Origin of the sequence: Cytobacillus sp. (genome assembly GCF_032154635.1) — a bacterium.
GTDB lineage: Bacteria > Bacillota > Bacilli > Bacillales > Cytobacillaceae > Cytobacillus.
Window position 1 is genome coordinate 19,661 of the sequence record NZ_JALDXW010000024.1, and the last position, 20,831, is coordinate 40,491.

A 20,831-nucleotide genomic window follows, 5' to 3' on the forward strand; every position below is an offset into this window, starting at 1 on the left:
TGCAACAGAGAGGAAGGAGAATCCTATGGTTCATGTTAATGACTATGATGCTTTTTGTTTTGATTTAGATGGAACGATTTATGTGGAAGATACATTATTACTAGGGGTAAAGGATCTTATAAGCAGTTTAAGAAACCATAATAAAAAAGTCTTATTTATCTCAAATACTTCTATTCACACTAGAGAAGCATGTAAAGAGCGTTTAGGGAAGATGGGGATAGAGACAAGCGTAGATGAGATCATTACAACGAATTATTTGGCTGCACGTCTTTTTAAACAAAACATTCCGAATGCTAAAGTGTATATTGTAGGTGAACATAGCTTAATAGAACAATTAATGAATGTTTCCATTAAATTAACTACTAATCCCCTTGAAGCAACACATGTTCTTGTTGGGCTAGACCGTGATTTTACGTACAATAAATTAGGTCATGCTATGCAAGCTGTTCGAAATGGTGCAAAAATTATCGTCACAAATCCGGATGTTGTTTGTCCTGTAATGGATGGTTATATTGCAGATACTTTCGTTTTAGCACAGGCAATTGAAACGGCATCAGAGAAGAAAATTGATATGATAATTGGGAAGCCTTCCGCTTATTATAGTCGTGCTATTATAGATTTGTTAAGAGTTCCATATGAGAAATGCTTAATTGTCGGTGATCGGTTGGAAACAGATATTATGCTTGGGTTAAATAGTGGAATGAAAACATGCTTAGTATTAACAGGAGTCACGAAGAGAGCAGATATTGAAGACACGAGAATTTATCCAGATTATGTTGTTGAAAACCTTTCAGAGCTCCTGTTTGCTTAATGTAAAAATTATTGAGGATAAAACAAATGAATTAGATCACGGGTGCATGATGTCATACGAACCAATTCATTGTATTTCAAGAATATTAACTACATACTAAGTATTTTACCCCCTCCTAATGAAAGAGGGGGGGTTCTTTTTATAAGCTGTATTCCGTTCGATTATCAATTTGTGAAATTCAAAAGATGGTGGGCTACTTTATCAAAACTGCACCATCTTCCGTTTCAGCTGTAAGGATGTTTACACCTTCACCAATCATATGTGTGCTCTTATTGTAATGGGGCAACAGTATTTTAATATCTTCACCATCCGTTGTTAACAGAAGGGAATTGGGTGTTTGTTTATAGTGAATTTGAATATCACCTGATGTACTTTTTGCTTGGACTTTTGGCTGTTCTATTGCCTCTGAAATATTAATTTGTCCATCAAATGTTTGTATCATATGGTTGATGCCTGTGCTGTCTTTTATGGATACATCACCAGCATTTGTTGTAATCGAAAAGTTTTCAATGGAACTTTTCGCGATGGATACACTGCCATCTTTTGATTGGATATCTGCATTTGAGACGGACATCCCTTCTAAAATGGCATCACCAGCAGAAGTCTTTACATCTACAGAATCCAGCACTAAATCATTACTATTTAAGTTACCATCAACCGTATGAAGTGTGAGTGTTTTAAGTTGACGCTTGGGCATTTGTAGGAGAATAGTAGGTGCCTGACGAATGTGAATATAATTTGTCCATTTTTTCTTTTGTTGTTTCTCTTCTATCACGAACCTATTTTTTTCTTCGCGGATGTTTACCATATCATTATTTACTTTCTGTCCTTTTATTTGTACATGTATTTTATCATCAGGTGAGTTGGTAAAATCGATATTTAACATATCAAGTGATACATCGATATTTGCGGCTGATTCGTAATCACCAATGGGTATGGTTTTTACAGGCTGTTTCATAAATAGAAAAATACTTGCACCGATGATCCCCAACAATAGTACGGCTAAAATTATTCGTTTCATTAGGCTACATCCTTTCTATCAATATGACGGAAGGATAAATAAGCAATGCCGATTCCAATTAGCGCTAGAATCAGTGGAATAATGACGACATCGGCTAGGCTAAATGTCATTCCATTATCTGAAAATGTTGAGTTTACTAAAACGCCAATAATGACAGCTGAAGTGATCGTTGTTGCTGTTGATTTTTTTCGCATGCCGAAAAACAATGGAATTAATGCAATTGCACCCATCGAAAATGCGTTTGTGACTGTTTTTGGGAAACTGGCTACGATTTCTTGCCAAGTGATTATACCTGTAAATAGCTCTAATGAAGGCTGCATAAAATTTGCGATGATTTGTATGAGCAAAATACTCATAAATAAACTTCCTGTCGTAAAGGCATAGGCAAGGATTAATTTAGCCAGTAACAATTTTTTTCGCTGGATTGGATAGGTGAATAGCACTTGCATCGTTTTCGTTCGAAATTCCGAAATGATTAAGCGCGATAGGAGGACACTGCCAAAAGTAATAAATGTAATATTAGAGATAATTGTAATAAGTGACATATACTCTTGGAACGAACCCATCTCCCCACTGTCAAGTGATATTAACGTGACAAAACCATAAATGCTCAAAATACAGATAACAAAGGTTTTAAAATAACGTGTCATCTGATTTTTGTTCCACTCAAGCTTGATGATCTGCAGCATTTGCAATCCCTCCGTTAACTCGGCGTACAAAGTATTCTTCCAATGTTTGCTGCCTTATTTCCACTTTTTCGATATCTACCCCATGAACAATTAAATGCTTGGTCATGGAGGTTGTCTTTTCGTTTATTTTTGTAATCTGCAACGTCTTTTCGTTAAAGATTTGTACCTTGGCACCAAATGCCTCTTCTAGTAAACGTTTTGCCTTATCAGTGTCACTCACTACAATTTCAATCATTGGCTGTTGCAGCTTGCGGAGCTCAGTCATTGTGATTTCTTCAATTAATTCACCATGATGTAATATGCCAATTGTATCGGCAATGGACTCAATTTCAGAGACAATATGACTGGAAATGATAAGGGTCATTCCATACTGTTTTTTTAATTTGATAAATAACTCACGCATTTCTTTTATGCCGATTGGATCCAGCCCATTAACTGGCTCATCCAAGATTAATATTTTTGGTTTTGTGACAATTGCCCGTGCAATTGCTAGGCGCTGGCGCATACCGAGTGAAAATTCCTTTACTTTTTTCTTCTCAATCTTCCGTAGTCCTACAATTTCTAAAACCTTAACAATGTGATTATGATCTTTATATCCGATATATGCACAATGAAATTGCAGGTTTTGATAGGCGGTAAGGTTATCGTAAAATACTGGATATTCAATTAAACTGCCGATGTCTTTTAAATAGTGATAAGAATCTTTAGTGATCTGCTCGTTTTGAATAATGATTTCACCAGAGGTCGGTTTAACTAAGTTTAATATCATTTTCATTATCGTGGTTTTACCGGCACCATTTGGTCCGAGAAACCCATAAATTTCTCCTTCTTTTATATTCATGTTTACATTGGTAATGACAGGTTCGCGTGTAAATCGTTTTGTTAACTGGTGTGTCTGAATAATATAGGTCATACATAAGCCTCCTGTTTCTATTTGCTTATTCACAGCTTAAAAGATGAAAGTAAAAACAAAGTAAACAGAATGGAAAATATACGTAATTTTTATTTGAAAGGTGGGTAGAGGTGGGAAAAAATGCTAAAATGAAAATAAAAAGAGGAAATTGTATGACAGATCATGCAAGAATTTTAATTGTAGATGATGAGATGGGCATTTTAAAAATGCTAAATATCACTTTGAAAAGAGAGCACTTCTCCCATATTACAACAGCATCAACAAAAAAAGAGGCATTACAGGCTCTAGAGGAAAAAGAATTCGATATTATTTTATTAGACGTCATGCTGCCAGATGGTAATGGATTTGCATTATGTTCAGCCATTCGTCAGCAAACGACAGCGCCGATTTTATTTATAAGTGCACGTTCTAGTGACTTTGATAAATTAACAGGTCTCAGTGTGGGTGGTGACGATTATATTACAAAGCCGTTTAATCCACTTGAAGTGGTGGCGAGAATACGTGCCATTTTACGCAGACAGCGAATGTACGAATCCAAGACAGTGCAATCAGAAATGAAGAGCTATGAATACGAAATATTCTCATTTTCACCAAATGAGGCGCTATTAACTGTGCAAGGGGAAGAAGTAAAGGCTACTGCAAAGGAATTAGAACTATTGCATTTCTTTTGTAAAAATCCAAATCGTGTATTTACAACCTCACAGATATATGAACGTGTCTGGGGAGAGGATGTGTTTGGAGAAGAAAAAACGGTCACCATCCATATTGCCAAGCTGCGAAAAAAATTAGGCGATCACTCGAAAAATCCAACGATCATTGTTAACTTGCGAGGGATTGGCTATAAGTTTATTCCTCCAACAGGTGATGCAAGGTGAAAGTTCAACACCGCTTTATTCGGTACTTATTATTAGGATTTGTTTATTGGATATTGCTATTAGGTTTCTTAATACCCATTGTTGTGGAGTTCTTCCTACCCAAGCTAGGGCTTGCTGGCGAGGAATATGAGTGGATCGTGCCCATTGTCATTGGTATTGTGTCACTGTTATGCATCATTCTATTTGGCTGGTATTTTGGCAGTCCCTTAATGCTCGTGATGAAAGGGATTAACCAGCTTGCTCATGAGGACTTTACTGCTCTTCAAGAGCAAAAAAATATATATACACGCAAAGGGAAGTTGAAAATTCGCTATCGATTATATCAGGAAGTGATCACACAGCTTTCTGATCTGCGCTTACGACTAGAGAAAGCAAAGGTCGAACGTGAGCAGGTAGAAGAGGTGAAGCGGGATTGGATTGCAGGAGTTTCACATGATTTAAAAACACCATTAACCTATATTAAAGGATATTCAAAACTATTATTAAGCCCGGATCATAATTGGTCAAAAGAGGAGCAGCATAATTTTATTCAAGAAATTGATGATAAAGGCACACATATGGAGCAGCTTGTGGAAGATTTAAATTTAGCCATACGTTTCGAGGGTGCACAATTTGTGCCCATTCGTAAAACGGCACAAAATATGGTTACTTTTATTCAACAAGTGCTTGCAGATGTTAGCAATGATTTGCGAGCGCAAAAGCATCAATTTGAAATGTATACGGAACTCGATGCTTTAATGATGGAAGTTGATTCTCACTTATTAAAACGGGCACTGCAAAATATATATATAAATGCAGTAGTTCACAATGAAGCGCCTATTACAATTACGACTACCTTGGAAAAGGGCGAAAATATATTAATCATCTGTATCCAAGATAATGGAATCGGTTTGACAAAGGAAACACAGCAAAATTTGTTTAATCGTTATTACCGGGGCACAACAACGGAACAAAAATCTGAGGGAACTGGGCTTGGTATGGCGATTGTGAAAAGTTTAATTGAAGCGCATGAGGGTGTGATTACCGTAGAGAGTTCATTACAGCAAGGGACAAAATTCACAATCACATTGCCCATAAATCATGCAATCTCTTAATGAAACAAAGTTTTATCAGTCATGATCCATTAAAAATGCCATTTTGTTTGAGGCCACTGAAATTTTCAGTGGCCTGTTAGTTTTGTTTTATATTCCCTGTTTTTCCAACCTATTGACAAATAAAGGCGGTGTGTTATGATAATACCGACAGACAGTCGGTCTATAAACAAGGAGATGTAAAAATGAGAGTTGTAAAAGGTGCAGAGATACGGAGAAATGAAATACTTGATGTAGCGGAGGAGCTCTTTGGTCAGAAGGGTTTTGACGGCACAAGTACAAAAGATATTCTAGAAAAGGTCGGAATTGCAAGAGGAACGCTTTATTACCACTTCCAGTCGAAGGAGGCTATTATGGATGCGCTAATTGACCGCTATGGTGACCGTATTTTACATGCAGCAAGGGAAGTTGCTGTAGACAAGAGTATACCTGTAAATGAGCGCATTATTGGTGTTGTAATGGCTTTAAATGTAAAGGGGGATAGCGGCGAGGAAATGAAGGAACACATGCATAAGCCGCAGAACGCGCTTATGCATCAGAAAATACAGAAGGTCATCATTAACAACGTTCCTGGGATACTAGCAGGTATTATCCGCGAGGGCATTGAGCAAGGACTGTATGATACGCCGTACCCGTATGAGTGCATGGAGATGGTTGTGGCATATATGAATACTGTTTTTGATGATGATATGGTGGAGATGACGAATGAAGAAAGAGTATCACGTATACGTGCGTTTGTTTTCAACTTAGAAAGACTGCTTGGTACAGAAAGCGGAAGTCTTATGTACATCATGCAACTGTTTGGTGGCGAAGAGAGCAATGATGATGAATAATTTATAGTGTCATTTTAGTGAAAAACATAGAAATTACTAATAGAAGGTGGAAATGAAGGGAGCTTGCAGTTAGAACGACTCTCTCAATAATCTGGATACTAAAGAAGAGGAATACAAAGTCAGGGGGAAAGTGATGTTTTTTAAGATTGTAAAGAACGATTTTAAAAGGACCAAAATAATAACGACAGCAGTATTTGTATTTATTACGATGGCAGTTATTTTGGCAGCTAGCGCGATCAACAATATTGCCAATTTGATTCAATCGATGTCAGAATTACAGGAACGTGCAGTGCCAGCTGATATTACACAGATGCATTCTGGAGAATTTGATCAGGCAAGGATTGATCAATTTACAGAGAGACATCGTGAGAATATTGCGATGCAGGAGACAATGGTTCTTCTGACGCTTGATGGAAGGCATATTCATTTTGGCAAAAATCAAACGATGGCGGGAACTGTACAGGATATTTCATTTGTTGTTCAGAATGAAAAATTTGATTTCATCTTAAATCTAGACAACGAAAAGCTTGAGGTAATGGAAGGCGAGGTTGCGGTTCCTATTTATTTCATGCAATATTATGACTTAAAAATCGGTGAAACAATTACAGTGAAAAATGGAGACTATGAAAAGGAGTTTGTCATTTCCGATTATGCAAGAGATTATGAGATGAACTCTTCTCTTACTTCTTCGAAACGGTTTGTTGTGAATCAAGTTGATTATGATAATATGCGGAAAATGCAGGTAGGGGAACTAGAATATTTGATCGAATTCAAACTAAATGAAAATGGAGATTCCCAGGCTGTTCAGACTGCCTACATTGAAGCTGGACTTCCAGCAAACGGTCCTGCAATAGACGGGAAAATATTCCTGGTATTTAATGCTTTGTCAGATACCGCTGTGGCCATGGTCATTATACTAATCAGTATTCTATTGATTATAATTGCTTTTCTCTGTATTAGACTTACGTTTTTAGCAACAATTGATGAAGATATAAGAGAGATTGGTGTAATGAAAGCTATCGGTATATCCAAAATGGAAATAAGTAAGGTTTATCTGAACAAATATAGAATGATGTCGGTACTAGCTGGTACAATCGGGTATTTGCTTTCCTTTGCGCTTGTTAATCTGTTTAACGGTAATATGAAACTTTATATATCCTCAGATTTATCAGGAAATTTGAAGTATGTACTTTCTCTTATCGCTCCAATCATATTTTATTTCATGATTGTCATGTACTGCAAGAAAGTACTGAAAAGAATCGATAAAATTTCAGTGGTGGAAGCCTTGCGTTCCGATATGATGGAGCGTGGAAAGAACCGTAAATACCGTTTTCCACTGCATAAGAATAAATGGTTTAGCACCAATATCTATATGGGACTTAGGGATGTTTGGATACGACGCAAACTATATAGACTGCTGTTCTTAATTTTTATCGTATGTACATTTATTATCATACTTCCTATCAATCTTTATAACACCATGAATTCACCGAAATTTTCCACTTACATGGGCATTGAGAAATCCGACATTAGAATTGATTTTCGAAAGACAGATACAATAACAGAAGATTTTAACAAGCTGCTCGAAGAGATAAAGAATGATTCCGAGATTGCGAAATACGCAGCATACGTCACAAGTTCATACCAGATTAAAAATACGGAAGATTCATGGGACTATACTAATATTGAAATTGGGGATTTTTCCATATTCCCATTAAAATATCTTGAAGGAAGGGCACCAAAGGCTAAAGGAGAAATCTCACTATCTTATGCAAATGCCTCAAAAGACGCATTAAACAAGAGGGTTGGGGATGAGGTAGTAGTAAAGGTTAATGGGAAAGAAAAGAAGTTGAGAGTTACTGGTATTTATCAAGATATTACAAATGGCGGAAAAACAGCAAAAGCAGATGCAAGTCTTGAAATAAATAAAGAAGCCGTTCTTTGGTATATTGTGAGCATGGATGTGGCCCCTAGTGTGGATATTCACGAGAAAATGAACAACTATCAGAATACTTATGACTCTGCACAAGTTAATGATATAAAAGAATACACACAACAGACACTTGGAAATATTATTAAACAAATGTACACCATGGTATTAGGGGGGATTGCCATTGCTGTCATGATTATTGTATTGATTACTGTACTATTCCTCCGGATGTTATTATCAAAGGATATGTCTCAGATTGCCATTATGCGAAGTATGGGATTAACTTCTAAGAATATTAGTCATCAATATTTGGCAGGAACGTTGACGGTACTCGTCTTTGGAATCATATTTGGAGCATTCGCTTCCAGTTATTTAGGAGAGATTCTAGTAAGTATAGCTATGACTTTTATGGGAGCTGCAAAAATTGAATTAATTAATGTTGCATGGCAGACTTGGCTATTATGTCCATTAGCATTGATTGTAATAGTTGGTATGACGATATTTGTGTCTTGTAAAGTAGCTGTAAAAGATGATTTATCTGTAACTTTAAGATAGTAGATGTGAATTTTATTAGTTTGCAAGGGGGGATATAAATGAGTCTGATAGTAGAAGCAAGAAATATGAACAAAAAGGTGAAATTAGGAAATGATCATGAGCTTCATATCTTAAAAGATATAAACCTGAAAATCGAAGAAGGTGAATTCGTATCGGTTATGGGGCCATCCGGAAGTGGGAAAACAACTTTGCTTTATAATATAAGCGGTATGGATAAAGTAAGTTCCGGCAGTGTAAAGTTTAAAGGCAGTGAAATCACCAATCTGAAAGAAGAGCAACTAGCGCGGATTCGCTTGAATAACATGGGGTTTATTTTTCAGGATATTAATCTCTTAAAGAATCTATCACTGATCGACAATGTGATGTTTCCTGCTCTCGTATCAAAAGGTGCCGATAAACATGAGGTAAATCTTAAAGCAAAGAAACTATTGAAAATGACAGGTATTGAAAAGCTTGCAAATAATACAATAACTCAAGGCTCTGGAGGACAGCTGCAGAGAGTCGCTATTTGCAGGGCATTAATAAATGAACCGGACATTATTTTTGGAGATGAACCGACCGGAGCGCTGGATTCCAAATCAACAGTAGAAATTATGTCAATTCTTACAGAGATTAACAGAAAAGGGACAACAGTCATACTTGTTACGCATGATGCTAAGGTGGCTGCAAAAACTGAAAGAGTCTTGTTTATGTTAGATGGGAATCTTGTTGCACAGAAGAAAATGAGCAAATTCGATAGCAGGTTTGAAAATAGTAAGAACAGAGAGGAAAGCATTATGAAGTGGTTAATAGAACAAGGCTTCTAACTAGCATCTTCATATCGTTTAGCGAAAAGACCTGCTGCATTATTTTATAAAGAGACAGGTCTTTTCAAAATTAAATTTTTCCCACCATCCCTCCGCAATACTGGCTAATTAGCTTTACCGCCTTCGTTTGACTGATGTTTAAATCTTTTGCAACCTTTCTTGAACTTTTATATTTTTTATACGATTGAACAACTAATGTTTTCTTTACATGTTCTAGGGCATCATCGAGCTTTGATGGGAGTGTGTATTGTGCATGTGGTCGGATATTCCTTGTGATTAACTCCGGCAAGTCACTGGTTTGGATAATCGAGTCGCTGGTGACAACAAGCCTCTCCATGACATTTTCAAGCTGACGAATGTTTCCCGGCCAAGAGTATGAATAAAACGTGTCTAAGCATTCCTGTGAGATAATTTTATTCATCTCATATTTCTTATTAAATTTATATAAAAAATTATAGGTCAGTGGAATAATATCTTCCCTGCGATCCCTTAAGGGTGGCAGATGGAGATCGATGATATTCAGACGATAAAATAAATCTTCGCGAAATAAATTTTTACTAACCATATCTACCAAATCGCGGTTGGTTGCAGCGATAATGCGAACATCTACTTTTTTTATTTCGTTTTTTCCAATCGGTATAAATTGTTTCTCTTGGATGACTTGCAGCAATTTTGCCTGCAATGATAAAGGCATCTCGCCGATCTCATCAAGAAATAATGTGCCTTGGTCTGCTAATTCCAGCAGCCCTTTTTTTCCGTACTTGCTGGCACCGGTAAATGCCCCTTCGGCATAGCCGAAAAGCTCAGATTCGAGCAAATCCCCAGGCAGGGCAGCACAATTTATTTTTAGAAATGTTTTATTTTTCCGTTTGCTAATCTCATGAATGTAATGAGCCAATACCCCTTTTCCTGTTCCGGACTCCCCTTGAATAAGAATGGTTGAATCCACTTTGGCTATTTTTTCGCATACCTTTAAAAGGTCTTTCATCTTGCTGCAATTTGTAATGGGTGTAGAGCTATTGATGCTGGCAGGATTACTTTCTCTGCCCTTTTTAATATTTTTAAAGGTTTGTATCTCCTGTGAGGTAGTTACTACTAGTTCAATTTCATTTTCCTCATTTAAAATTGGAACAGCCGTTGTTATTAATTCTGCCCCAATATAAGTAGTTTGTTTGATGGATACTGGCTTCTTCTGTTCAAAAACCAATGGAACAATGGATGGTTTCCAATACCCCTTCTCAAGTAATTCTATATTACATTTGCCTACAACTTCTGAGGGCTTTAAACCGTAATGCTTTTCACACACGCTATTCACGAAAATAATCCGCTGATCTTTATCAATGACAAAAATCTCATCGGATGAATGATCAAGAATTCTTCTTAATGTTTCTCCTGTAATTTCTGGTATTTGTATTTTATCTAACATCGAGCTCTATCTCCTTTCTAATTGAGTTGTTTTTAATTCATATGAGTTGAAAACGACTCAAATTCCTAGAGAAATTTGAAGAAAGATTGACACTTTCCAATGATATAGGAGGTTTTTGAAAGTTGGCACGATAATTGCATAAATTTAAAAATAAGTGCAGTAAGAGATTTATTTTATATATAAATGCTCTTATTCTAATTTAACTAAATATTCTGCATCCTGTAAACGCTTTACACTATATTTGTAGTGTTAAATAGATTTACGAGATGAATTGTTTCTGACTCATTTTTTAAGAAGGAAATAAGCGGAGTGTTTAGTGTAATAAAAGAATGAGCTTTTAAAAAAATAAGTGAATGAAGGAGTGTATTTTCAATGGCAACTTATAATCCAGTGATAAACAAGGCAGGTAAAATATTCGAAAGAACATTAACTTATGATCTATATACAGATCCAAAGGTATATCAACAGGAAATCAATGATGTGTTTGCAAAGTCATGGCAGCTCGTCGGTCATGTAAGCCAAGTTGAAAAAGTTGGTCAATTTTTCACAACTGAAGTTGCTGGAGAGCCAATTCTTGTAACACGTGGCAAAGATGAAGTTGTTCGTGCATTCTACAATGTATGTCCTCATCGTGCAACAAAGCTTGAAAAAGCTGACTCAGGAACAAAGAAAATATTTGCCTGCGGCTATCACGGCTGGACTTTCCATTTAGATGGCCAATTAAATAAGGCTCCAAACTTTTCTGGTGAAGATGCTCATTGTGTAAGCGACCGCTGTTTGCGTCAAGTAAGGATGGAAATGGGAGAGGGACTCATTTTCGTTAATCTTGATGACCATGCAGCACCTTTAGCTGAAGCGTACGGTGATTTCTTTGCTCGTTTAAGAAAGTTCCCATTCTTAGGCGAGCTTAAGAGAATTAACCAAAAGACCCGTGTTATTAAAGCAAACTGGAAAGCGTTTATTGATAACTATTTAGAGTGTGACCACTGCCATGTAGCCCATCCAAGTTTTATCGCAACGTTAGATATGAAAAACTACCAAATTATTACCTGTCAAAACTATTCAGTCCAGGCATCTGTTGTGAAACCAGATAAAAAAATGGGTACAACAGACTTAAATGAAGCAGAGTTCCAGGGAGGAGAGTTCTACTGGTTATGGCCAAATCTGATGGTGACCATCTATCCAGGTCCAGCAAATATGGCAACGATTCAGATGGTCCCAATTGACCACGAAACTACTTTAGGGGTTTATACTTACTTTTTCAGAGATGAAAACTTAACGCAAGAAGAACAAGACTTAGTAACATTTGCTGAACAAGTAAGAGCAGAGGATGTTGAATTAGTAGAATTGGAGCAAGTAGGCTTCCGTTCACGTGCCTTTAACCAAGGCATTTACTCTTCATCTGAAAAGGCAATTGTACAATTTCACGAAATGGTATTGGAGGCGTTAGGACGATGACAAAAGTAAAAATATCAGTGAAAAAGCATTTATTTATTAATGGTGGAGATGTAGAAGGGGCAGAGTATGCTCCTCTATTCTCACCGTATTCAGGAGAAGAAATCGCCCAAGTTGCACTCGCAGATGAAACATTGACCAAGGATGCTATTAAAGTGGCAGTTTCAGGATTTCAAGTGATCTCCAAAATGCCAGCTTATAAGCGGGCAGCTATTTTAGAAAACGTTGTAAAGCTGTTAGAAGAAAGAATTGACGAAGCAGCAGAGGTTATTTCAAAAGAATCCGCAAAGCCGATTGCATTTGCTAAAGGCGAGGTTTTAAGAACAGTAGAAACATATAAATTCGCTGCAGAAGAAGCAAAACGAATTCACGGGGAAACGATTCCTTTCGATGCTTCTCCTGGCGGTGTTGGAAGAATCGGTTATACGGTACGCAAGCCGATTGGTGTGATTGGAGCAATTACCCCATTTAATTTCCCTATGAATCTAGTAGCACATAAGGTAGGTCCGGCTATTGCTTCAGGCAACTCGATCGTGTTAAAGCCTGCTTCACAAACACCATTATCTGCGCTATATATTGCAGAGCTGTTTAAAGAGGCGGGTTTGCCAGATGGTGTGTTAAATGTGGTGATGGGTTCAGGGGCTATCGTAGGAGAGGCGATAATTAGAGATGAGCGTGTAGCAATGATTACCTTTACTGGCAGCCCGGCAGTAGGTATTTCCATCCGCAGCAAAGCTGGGTTAAAGCGAACAACATTGGAGCTTGGTTCAAATGCTGCTGTAATTTTAGATAAAGATACGAATGTTGATCAAGTTGTTGACCGTCATATAACAGGTGCTTTCTCGAATCAAGGACAGGTCTGTATCTCCTTACAGCGCGTTTACGCCCATGAAGAAGTGTACAATGAATTTGTAGAAAAGTTTACTGCGGAAGCAAAACAATTAAAAATAGGTGATCCGCTAGATTCAAATACTTATATCTCAGCGTTAATTTCTGAAAGGGAAACAGAACGTGCTTTAGGCTGGATTGAAGAGGCGAAACAGAATGGGGCAGAAGTATTAACCGGCGGAAAATTAACAGACGAGGGTGTATTGGAGCCAACTATTATTACAAATGTAGATCCAAAGCTGAAGGTTTCCTGCCAAGAAGTGTTTGCTCCAGTAGTTATTGTTAATAAAGTGAAATCTGTTGAAGAAGCGATCGAATACGTGAATGATTCTAGATACGGTCTGCAGGCAGGGGTTTATACGAAAAATATAGATAAAGCATTGCTTGCTAGTGAAGTGCTGGAAGTTGGGGCTGTAATGATCAATGATATTCCAACATTCCGGGTTGACCATATGCCTTACGGCGGGGTAAAAGAGAGTGGAACCGGCCGTGAAGGAATTAAATATGCAGTGGAAGAAATGACAGAATTAAAGCTAGTTGTTTGGAACCGAGGGGAATAGCAATGAACATATATAATTTTGCAGTGATTGCCGGGGATGGAATTGGTCCTGAGGTACTTCAAGAAGGGATCAAAGTGTTGAATACAATCGCCGAATTAGATGGTTCGCTTCATTTTGAATATACGTATTTTCCGTGGGGCTGTGAGTATTATTCCCAGCATGGTGTCATGATGGATGAGGATGGGGTTGAGAGATTAAAAGACTTTGATGCTATTTTTCTAGGCGCAGTCGGATTCCCGGGTGTCCCTGATCATATTTCACTATGGGATTTACTGTTAAAAATTAGAAAGAACTTTGATCAATATATTAATATCCGTCCCATTAAGTTGATCAAAGGTGCCCCATGCCCATTGAAAGACGTGAATCGTGAAGATATCGATATGCTGTTTATCCGTGAAAATAGCGAGGGTGAATATGCAGGTGCCGGCGATTGGTTATTCAAGGGGGAGGCAACTGAGGTCGTGCTGCAAACCGGTGTATTTTCGCGTAAAGGGACTGAGCGTGTGATCCGCTATGCGTTTGAAACAGCGAGGAAAGCAGGAAAATCACTTACAAGCATTAGTAAAGGGAATGCCCTAAATTATTCAATGGTATTCTGGGATCAAGTGTTCGAAGAGGTTGCAAAAGATTTCCCGGATGTCCAAACGGCTTCTTATCTTGTTGATGCAGCCGCAATGTTGATGATTACCGATCCGAAAAGATTTGAAGTCGTCGTTACGTCGAATTTATTTGGTGATATTTTAACAGATTTAGGCGCAGCTTTAGCAGGAGGAATTGGACTTGCAGCTGGTGCGAATATTAATCCAGAAAGAAATTTCCCATCAATGTTTGAACCAATTCATGGCTCTGCACCGGATATTGCCGGAAAAGGTCTAGCCAATCCACTTGCAGCCATTTGGTCTGCAAGTCAGCTGCTCGACTTTATTGGGCATGAAAAATATGGTCAACTCGTTCTTGATGCGATTGAAGAGTTGCTTTTAGAAGGTGAAGTGCTAACACCGGATATGAAGGGAGCGGCATCGACAGCTGAAGTTGGCGATAGGGTGTCTAAGATTGTTAGCTCACTGATGCCATCTGTGATGGTAGAGTAATAAGTATACTGGCAGCATATGAAGTTCTATCTTTTATATGTTGCCAATCCTATTTCTGACTAACAACTATATTCAATCGATTTATGATTGGTATTTTAGAAATCGCTTACATATATAAAGGAAGCCCTGTACTAAAATCAATTGAATAAGGAGTGGTTAGATGAATAGCAAGAAAGCTGTTTTTCATATTTCTTTGGTACTTAGCCTATTGTTGATTAGTTTGGGTGTTTTTGCTCCAAAGCAATTAGAGACATTCTCGAGTTCATCGCTAAATTTTATTTATAATCATTTAGGATGGTTTATTCTTGGAAGCACCTTTATTTTCTTTATTTTCAGTATGTATATCGGCATCTCTAAATTTGGCCATATTCGTTTGGGGGATGACGATGATCGCCCTGAATATAAAACAACTACTTGGATTGCTATGCTTTTTAGTGCATCTATTGGTATCAGCCTCGTATTTTGGGGTGTAGCAGAACCTGTTTCCTACTATATAGATCCTCCGTTTGGTCAAGCAAATTCCGAGCAGTCAGCCAAGCTTGCCATGCAAACTGTCTATCTGCACTGGGGAGTTTCCGCTTGGGCATGTTATGCTGTTGTTGGCGTTTCATTAGCCTTCTTCCAGTTTAGAAAAAAACTGCCATCATCCTTAAGTTCAGTTTTCTATCCATTGGTAGGTGACAAAATTTACGGTGCTTTTGGAAAATTTATTAATATAATTGTCATCCTTTCCATCGTTATTGGAATTGCTACTTCCTTAGGATTTGGAACACTTCAAGTGAATAGCGGCATGCATGATCTTTGGGGGATTCCGGTTAGTTTTTACACTCAAGTAGCCATCATTGCTATTACAACCATTCTCTACCTTTCCTCATCTGTATCTGGATTACAGGCTGGCATCAAACACTTATCCAATTTGAATATGCTATTAGCCTTTGCTTTATTAGGATTTATGTTGATCCTCGGTCCTACACAATCTATCTTAAAAATTTTTTTACAAGGAATTGGCGATTATGTCCAAAACTTTGTAGGCATGTCATTTCGATTGGAGCCGTATAATGCGGAGCAGGGGAAATGGATTGGCAGCTGGACATTATTCTATTTTGGCTGGTGGATTGCATGGGCGCCACTGGTGGGGAGCTTTGTTGCAAGGATTTCGAAAGGAAGAACCATTAAAGAATTTATGATGGGGGCTGTCTTTATTCCTGTTATTGGCGGATTTTTGTGGTTCGCAGTAATGGGTGGTTCGGCGCTTGATCTTATCCAAAATCACGGCAAAACAGCTATTGCAGAAGCTGTTTCTTCCGATGTGACGTCTGCCTTATTTAAGTTTTTTGAATTCTTTCCAATGAGTGCGTTTTTAAGTGTTTTGGCCATGGTGCTTGTGATTATATTTTTTATTACCTCTGCGGATTCAGCGATTTTTGTACTAGGTATGATTAGTGAAAATGGAAATCCCAATCCTGCTTCGTTCACAAAGATCATTTGGGGCGTTGTTATTGCTGCTGTATCTGCAGTTTTAATTGTGACAGGCGGCTTACAGGGACTGCAGTCGGCACTTGTAGCCACCTCTATCCCTCTTGCGATATTAATGCTATTTATGTGTTATTCAACCTATAAAGGACTTAAAGGGGAGCTAATCCATACTTCCAAGACAAGCAACAAACCAATGAGCAATCCAACATCTTCAAAAAAACAGGCATTATAAAAAGTACCCCTTTCAAGCGTATCAATATAATTAAATAAGATTATATATAAAAAAGTCTGACTAGAAAAAATCTTTTGCAATATGGATAATTCTAATAAATTAAAATTTTGTAAATTTTATATTGCTAATTTAATTTCTGTCTACTATACTTATAAACAAATATAAAAAAGGCAGAGAACCTGAGATGAATGCCTAAATGGGAGCGCTTTCGGAGAAATCCTGGAGTGTTGCTATTTAGCATTCATTTTTTTCTTGCCAAAAAAATCTAAGGGGGATTTCTGATGAAAAAAATGTTTAAGTTCACTGGGGCCATGTTACTTGCTGTTAGCATGTTAACAGCATGTGCTGGGGAAAAATCAGGAGGCAGCGGTGAAGGAGATGGGAAAAGGATTACCTTATATTCACCTGAAACACCAGATTTTACAAAAGAGCTAGCGAAAAAGTATGAAGAAGTAAATGGTGGGAATGTAGATGTACATTACGCTGGAACGAATGTTTTAGTCAATCAAATGTTAGCGGAAAAGGAAAATCCTAAAGCCGATGTCTGGTATGGTGGCGGAGGTATTTTACCGTTTGAAGCTGCAGTAGAACGAGGCATTTTAGCATCCTATATCCCAGATTTTGCAGCTGACTGGGACATTACTGAAAACGGTATCAAATTAAAGCACGAAGACGGCAAATATGTAGGAGTAGAAATTTTTGTACTTGGTTTTTCTTATAATCCAGAGCTTGTTTCTGAAGAAGAAGCACCAAAAACTTGGGAAGATTTATTAGATCCAAAATGGAAAGGGAAAATTCAGTTCCCGAACCCAGCGGCATCAGGAACAGCAACTCTTATGGTTATGGACCAAATGATGAGGCAAGGGGAAGATCAGGCATGGGAGTATTTTGAGCAATTAGTAGATCAAGCAAATTCCACACCGGATTCTGGATCTGCTCCAACGAAGGCGGTAGCAATGGGTGAAGCTCATATTGGAATAGGCTTTGATTTCATGGCTTATGAGCAAAAGGCTAAAGGAGAGACAGTTGATTTTATCGTACCGGATAAAACACCAGTCCTTGTAAATCCAGCAACATTAATTGAAGGAGCTCCAAATGCAGAAGGCGGTAAAAAGTTCATTGATTTCTTACTTTCTAAAGAGGCACAGCAAATTATGGCGGACTGGTATCATATCCCAATCAATCCAGAGGTGGAATCTAAAACGCCGTTATCCATTGATAAAGTAAAAGAGGTTGCAGTTGATTTAGATATTGACTGGGTAAATGAAAATTATGACCGTGTGCGTAATGAGTGGAAGGACAAGTTTCAGTAAGTAAGAACGTAGGAGGAATATGAATGGGTTCAGTAATTATTGAAAATATGACAAAGCAGTTTGGCGATTTTACTGCACTCCACAATATAAACCTTGAGATCCAAGAGGGCGAATTTTTTGCTCTCCTGGGGCCTTCTGGGTGTGGAAAAACAACGACAATGCGCTGTATCGCAGGGTTTGAGCATCCAACATCAGGTAAGATTAAAATCGGTGATAAAGAAGTTGAGAAAATCCCTGCTAACCGCAGAAACTGTGGAATGGTCTTTCAAAGCTATGCATTATTTCCACATATGAATGTTTTTGACAATGTTGCCTATAGCTTGAATATTAAGCAGTTAAATGCAAGTAATCCTGTTAAGCAATTAGGCATCTATGCACGATTATTATCAAAGCGTCTAGGACGTACACCAAAAGATATTCAAGAAAAAGTAATGAAAATTTTAAAATATGTTGAGCTTGATCAGCATGCGGAACGATTAACAAGTGAGTTATCTGGAGGTCAGCAGCAGCGTGTCGCCTTAGCTCGTGCACTTGTCATGGAACCTGCTGTGTTATTAATGGATGAGCCGTTATCGAATCTAGATCAAAAGCTTCGCCATTCGATGCGTAATACGATACGTACGATTCAGCAGGATTTAGGGATTACAACAATTTTTGTTACACATGATCAAGAAGAAGCGATGAGCATGGCAGACCGTGTAGCTGTTATGGATAAAGGGAATATTGTTCAAATTGGCACGCCAACCGAGCTTTATAGTAATCCGCTTACTCCGTTTATTGCTGATTTTGTAGGAACATCGAATATTTTAGAAGTAGAGGTTGTTGATCATAATCAACTGAATGGACTGACTACATTAAAGGGAGATAGTTTTCTGCTTCAATCAACAAATACGATTGAGAAGAAACAGGCTAAGGCTGTTATTCGGCCAGAGCATATTCAAGTTTTACCCTATGACACGGCATTAAATAATAAGGAAGTAACTGTTTTAGAAGGAATTGTAGTAATGTCTACTTATTTAGGTCCAACCGTAAGATATGACATGAAAGTTGGGAATCAAGAAATGATTGTAGATACTACATACTCATCTGGAACGAGCATTTTTGAAGAGGGCAGAAAGGTAAAACTCTCGATTGAACATGGGAGGGTACTTCTCATATGAAGGTAAAGTTTAATGGTCTCTCCTTAGTGAAAATATTCATTTATGTCTTTTTTGGACTTTTCCTAATTATCCCTTTGCTAGCTGTCTTTCTAATCAGCTTTACAAATGAGCCTGTTAATATTATTGGTTCCTTTACTGATCCAGCTGTTTTCAGTTCGACTATCGATAAACTAAAAGCAATTAATCTAGAAAACTATCGGCAAATATTTTCAAATGCGGGTTACTTAGATTCATTAAAAAATAGTCTGTCTTTAGCTCTTATTGTTATGGTTCTTGTAATCTTGATTTGTATTCCATTAGCATACGGAATTGCCCGTACAAATATGCCCTTCAAAAAAACGATCTCAGCATTATGTACAATTCCGTTGATTATTCCTACCTTTATCTCAGCGTATGCTTTCATTATTATGTTCGGTCGAGCGGGCTGGGTAACGTACTTTTATGAGCTGCTCGGCGGGGAAGGAATGCTGATAGATCCTTATTCAATGACGGGAATCATTCTAGTTCAAGTATTTTTCTTTTTCCCGTATGCGCTTTGGCCGCTTGTTGCCGCTTTTAAGATAAGCGATGTAACACTCGAAGAAGCTTCGCTCAATTTAGGTGCGAAAAATTGGTTCACCTTTATATTCGTGACGTTTCCATTAGCCATTCCAGGGATTATTTCAAGTGCACTGTTAATATTTACAGTAAGCTTTTCAGATTTTGGAACACCGATCGTTTTGGCACCAAAAGACTTAAATTTAATGGTTGTTGAAGCATACCGTGAAATCTCAGGATTTTTCAACTGGGGAGGAGCAGCGATTTTAACTGTCATTATGATTATCGTTGCTGCACTTTTCTTCTGGTTACAGCATATTCTGACAAAAGGGAAAAATTACGGATCAGTGTCAGGAAAGCCGAAACAACAAAAAATGGTTACAAATAAAGTAGTGACTCGTTCACTATCAGTATACTCTTTTATCATTGTGCTCGTGCCGCTGCTTGCTATGCTTTCTGTATTGCTTCAGTCGGTTGCTACAACTTGGGGGAAGGATTTACTCCCTTCAGGCTATACCCTTAAACATTATCAAACTATTTTCTCAACATCATTAGGAAATATCCAAAATAGTATTGTTCTAGCGATTGGTGCACTTGTATTAAGTGTAATTATTGCTACGTTTGTTTCATATTTCGTTGTAAGACAAAATTCAGCAAAAATGGATTTCATGACATCCATTCCACTAGTTGTTCCTGGTATAGCATTTGGTATTGCGTTAATCCAAACATTTAATGTGGCTCCTTTGCAGCTGACAGGAACAGCGATTTTATTAATTATTGCTTATACCATTCGCCGTCTTCCTTACATGGTTCGATCAACAATGGGTGCGATGCGGGCAATTAAACAAGATATTGAAGAAGCAGCAATTAATCTTGGCGCGACTCCTTTAACAGCTGCGATCACTGTAATTGGTCCTTTATTATTACCAGGAATTGCGGCAGGGTCCGTTCTTGTATTTATAACTGTGATAAAGGAAACAAGTATATCGATTTTACTTGCACCACCAGAGTGGGCACCTATGAGCTTAGCGATCTTTCAGAATATCCTTCGAGCAGAGTACTATTCAGCAGCAGCTATGTCAGTTATACTAGTAGCTTTAGTTTTGGTGCTTCAAGGGCTTGCTAGTTATATCGGGAAAAAGCAGCGCTTGTAGGGATTAAGGAGGGAA

Annotated in this window: 17 protein-coding genes; 13 read left to right on the forward strand and 4 right to left on the reverse strand. The window is 37.8% G+C overall.

What is annotated here, in order from left to right; genetic code table 11:
- Positions 1 to 25: 25 nt before the first annotated feature.
- Positions 26 to 811, forward strand: coding sequence for an HAD-IIA family hydrolase (locus RUH74_RS16165; protein WP_313801804.1), 786 nt, complete (start codon positions 26 to 28; stop codon positions 809 to 811).
- 193 nt (positions 812 to 1,004) lie between these two features.
- Here the strand turns inward: RUH74_RS16165 and RUH74_RS16170 are convergent, their stop codons facing one another.
- From RUH74_RS16170 to RUH74_RS16180, 3 genes are read right to left on the reverse strand one after another with little or no spacing between them, the layout of a single operon-like run.
- Positions 1,005 to 1,832: a DUF4097 family beta strand repeat-containing protein gene (locus RUH74_RS16170; RefSeq protein ID WP_313801806.1), complete on the reverse strand. Its 828-nt coding sequence runs from the start codon at positions 1,830 to 1,832 to the stop codon at positions 1,005 to 1,007.
- Positions 1,832 to 2,521 carry an ABC transporter permease gene (locus RUH74_RS16175; protein WP_313801808.1) on the reverse strand — a complete coding sequence of 230 codons (690 nt, stop codon included), beginning with the start codon at positions 2,519 to 2,521 and terminating at the stop codon, positions 1,832 to 1,834. The genes RUH74_RS16170 and RUH74_RS16175 overlap by 1 nt, the downstream gene beginning before the upstream one ends.
- Positions 2,499 to 3,434 (reverse strand): ABC transporter ATP-binding protein, encoded by a 936-nt coding sequence (locus RUH74_RS16180; RefSeq protein WP_313801810.1) that lies wholly within the window; start codon positions 3,432 to 3,434, stop codon positions 2,499 to 2,501. Before RUH74_RS16180 ends, RUH74_RS16175 begins: the two co-directional genes overlap by 23 nt.
- 152 nt (positions 3,435 to 3,586) lie before the next feature.
- On the opposite strand from RUH74_RS16180, the gene RUH74_RS16185 reads away from it, so the two are divergent.
- The 5 genes from RUH74_RS16185 (at position 3,587) to RUH74_RS16205 (ending at position 9,524) form a co-directional block, all read left to right on the forward strand.
- Complete coding sequence (locus tag RUH74_RS16185; RefSeq protein ID WP_313801812.1) at positions 3,587 to 4,309, forward strand: response regulator transcription factor; 723 nt, start codon at positions 3,587 to 3,589, stop codon at positions 4,307 to 4,309.
- The gene (locus RUH74_RS16190; RefSeq protein WP_313801814.1) at positions 4,306 to 5,403 is read left to right on the forward strand and encodes a sensor histidine kinase; all 1,098 of its coding nucleotides are present in this window, start codon (positions 4,306 to 4,308) and stop codon (positions 5,401 to 5,403) included. The genes RUH74_RS16185 and RUH74_RS16190 overlap by 4 nt, the downstream gene beginning before the upstream one ends.
- Before the next feature lie 182 nt (positions 5,404 to 5,585).
- Complete coding sequence (locus tag RUH74_RS16195; protein ID WP_313801816.1) at positions 5,586 to 6,233, forward strand: TetR/AcrR family transcriptional regulator; 648 nt, start codon at positions 5,586 to 5,588, stop codon at positions 6,231 to 6,233.
- A gap of 133 nt (positions 6,234 to 6,366) precedes the next feature.
- Positions 6,367 to 8,718 (forward strand): ABC transporter permease, encoded by a 2,352-nt coding sequence (locus RUH74_RS16200; protein WP_313801818.1) that lies wholly within the window; start codon positions 6,367 to 6,369, stop codon positions 8,716 to 8,718.
- Positions 8,719 to 8,756: 38 nt separating this feature from the next.
- Positions 8,757 to 9,524: an ABC transporter ATP-binding protein gene (locus RUH74_RS16205; protein ID WP_313801820.1), complete on the forward strand. Its 768-nt coding sequence runs from the start codon at positions 8,757 to 8,759 to the stop codon at positions 9,522 to 9,524.
- 70 nt (positions 9,525 to 9,594) lie between these two features.
- Here the strand turns inward: RUH74_RS16205 and RUH74_RS16210 are convergent, their stop codons facing one another.
- The gene (locus RUH74_RS16210) at positions 9,595 to 10,950 is read right to left on the reverse strand and encodes a sigma-54 interaction domain-containing protein (RefSeq protein WP_313801822.1); all 1,356 of its coding nucleotides are present in this window, start codon (positions 10,948 to 10,950) and stop codon (positions 9,595 to 9,597) included.
- Positions 10,951 to 11,322: 372 nt separating this feature from the next.
- Between RUH74_RS16210 and RUH74_RS16215 the strand changes: the two genes are divergently transcribed.
- The 7 genes from RUH74_RS16215 (at position 11,323) to RUH74_RS16245 (ending at position 20,816) form a co-directional block, all read left to right on the forward strand.
- A complete protein-coding gene (locus RUH74_RS16215; RefSeq protein WP_313801824.1) occupies positions 11,323 to 12,408 on the forward strand; it encodes an aromatic ring-hydroxylating oxygenase subunit alpha in 1,086 nt (361 codons plus the stop codon).
- Complete coding sequence (locus tag RUH74_RS16220) at positions 12,405 to 13,853, forward strand: aldehyde dehydrogenase family protein (RefSeq protein ID WP_313801826.1); 1,449 nt, start codon at positions 12,405 to 12,407, stop codon at positions 13,851 to 13,853. The genes RUH74_RS16215 and RUH74_RS16220 overlap by 4 nt, the downstream gene beginning before the upstream one ends.
- A 2-nt stretch (positions 13,854 to 13,855) precedes the next feature.
- Positions 13,856 to 14,944, forward strand: a complete 1,089-nt coding sequence (locus RUH74_RS16225; RefSeq protein ID WP_313801828.1) for a tartrate dehydrogenase — start codon at positions 13,856 to 13,858, stop codon at positions 14,942 to 14,944.
- A 160-nt stretch (positions 14,945 to 15,104) separates the two neighbouring features.
- Entirely contained in the window at positions 15,105 to 16,652 is a 1,548-nt protein-coding gene (locus RUH74_RS16230) for a BCCT family transporter (RefSeq protein ID WP_313801830.1), read from the forward strand.
- 281 nt (positions 16,653 to 16,933) lie between these two features.
- Positions 16,934 to 17,965 (forward strand): ABC transporter substrate-binding protein, encoded by a 1,032-nt coding sequence (locus RUH74_RS16235; RefSeq protein WP_313801832.1) that lies wholly within the window; start codon positions 16,934 to 16,936, stop codon positions 17,963 to 17,965.
- Between the two features lie 23 nt (positions 17,966 to 17,988).
- On the forward strand, positions 17,989 to 19,125 hold the full coding sequence (locus tag RUH74_RS16240; protein WP_313801834.1) for an ABC transporter ATP-binding protein: 1,137 nt from the start codon (positions 17,989 to 17,991) through the stop codon (positions 19,123 to 19,125).
- Positions 19,122 to 20,816, forward strand: a complete 1,695-nt coding sequence (locus RUH74_RS16245) for an ABC transporter permease (RefSeq protein WP_313801836.1) — start codon at positions 19,122 to 19,124, stop codon at positions 20,814 to 20,816. The genes RUH74_RS16240 and RUH74_RS16245 overlap by 4 nt, the downstream gene beginning before the upstream one ends.
- The last annotated feature ends 15 nt before the right edge of the window (positions 20,817 to 20,831 follow it).

Bases quoted from the DNA above. Each gene is read 5' to 3' on its own strand.
- RUH74_RS16165 (WP_313801804.1), top strand. From the start codon at position 26: ATGGTTCATGTTAATGACTATGATGCTTTTTGTTTTGATTTAGATGGA.
- RUH74_RS16200 (WP_313801818.1), top strand. From the start codon at position 6,367: ATGTTTTTTAAGATTGTAAAGAACGATTTTAAAAGGACCAAAATAATA.
- RUH74_RS16210 (WP_313801822.1), bottom strand. From the start codon at position 10,950: ATGTTAGATAAAATACAAATACCAGAAATTACAGGAGAAACATTAAGA.
- RUH74_RS16235 (WP_313801832.1), top strand. From the start codon at position 16,934: ATGAAAAAAATGTTTAAGTTCACTGGGGCCATGTTACTTGCTGTTAGC.
- RUH74_RS16170 (WP_313801806.1), bottom strand. From the start codon at position 1,832: ATGAAACGAATAATTTTAGCCGTACTATTGTTGGGGATCATCGGTGCA.
- RUH74_RS16185 (WP_313801812.1), top strand. From the start codon at position 3,587: ATGACAGATCATGCAAGAATTTTAATTGTAGATGATGAGATGGGCATT.
- RUH74_RS16180 (WP_313801810.1), bottom strand. From the start codon at position 3,434: ATGACCTATATTATTCAGACACACCAGTTAACAAAACGATTTACACGC.
- RUH74_RS16230 (WP_313801830.1), top strand. From the start codon at position 15,105: ATGAATAGCAAGAAAGCTGTTTTTCATATTTCTTTGGTACTTAGCCTA.
- RUH74_RS16225 (WP_313801828.1), top strand. From the start codon at position 13,856: ATGAACATATATAATTTTGCAGTGATTGCCGGGGATGGAATTGGTCCT.
- RUH74_RS16220 (WP_313801826.1), top strand. From the start codon at position 12,405: ATGACAAAAGTAAAAATATCAGTGAAAAAGCATTTATTTATTAATGGT.
- RUH74_RS16205 (WP_313801820.1), top strand. From the start codon at position 8,757: ATGAGTCTGATAGTAGAAGCAAGAAATATGAACAAAAAGGTGAAATTA.
- RUH74_RS16175 (WP_313801808.1), bottom strand. From the start codon at position 2,521: ATGCTGCAGATCATCAAGCTTGAGTGGAACAAAAATCAGATGACACGT.
- RUH74_RS16195 (WP_313801816.1), top strand. From the start codon at position 5,586: ATGAGAGTTGTAAAAGGTGCAGAGATACGGAGAAATGAAATACTTGAT.
- RUH74_RS16245 (WP_313801836.1), top strand. From the start codon at position 19,122: ATGAAGGTAAAGTTTAATGGTCTCTCCTTAGTGAAAATATTCATTTAT.
- RUH74_RS16240 (WP_313801834.1), top strand. From the start codon at position 17,989: ATGGGTTCAGTAATTATTGAAAATATGACAAAGCAGTTTGGCGATTTT.
- RUH74_RS16215 (WP_313801824.1), top strand. From the start codon at position 11,323: ATGGCAACTTATAATCCAGTGATAAACAAGGCAGGTAAAATATTCGAA.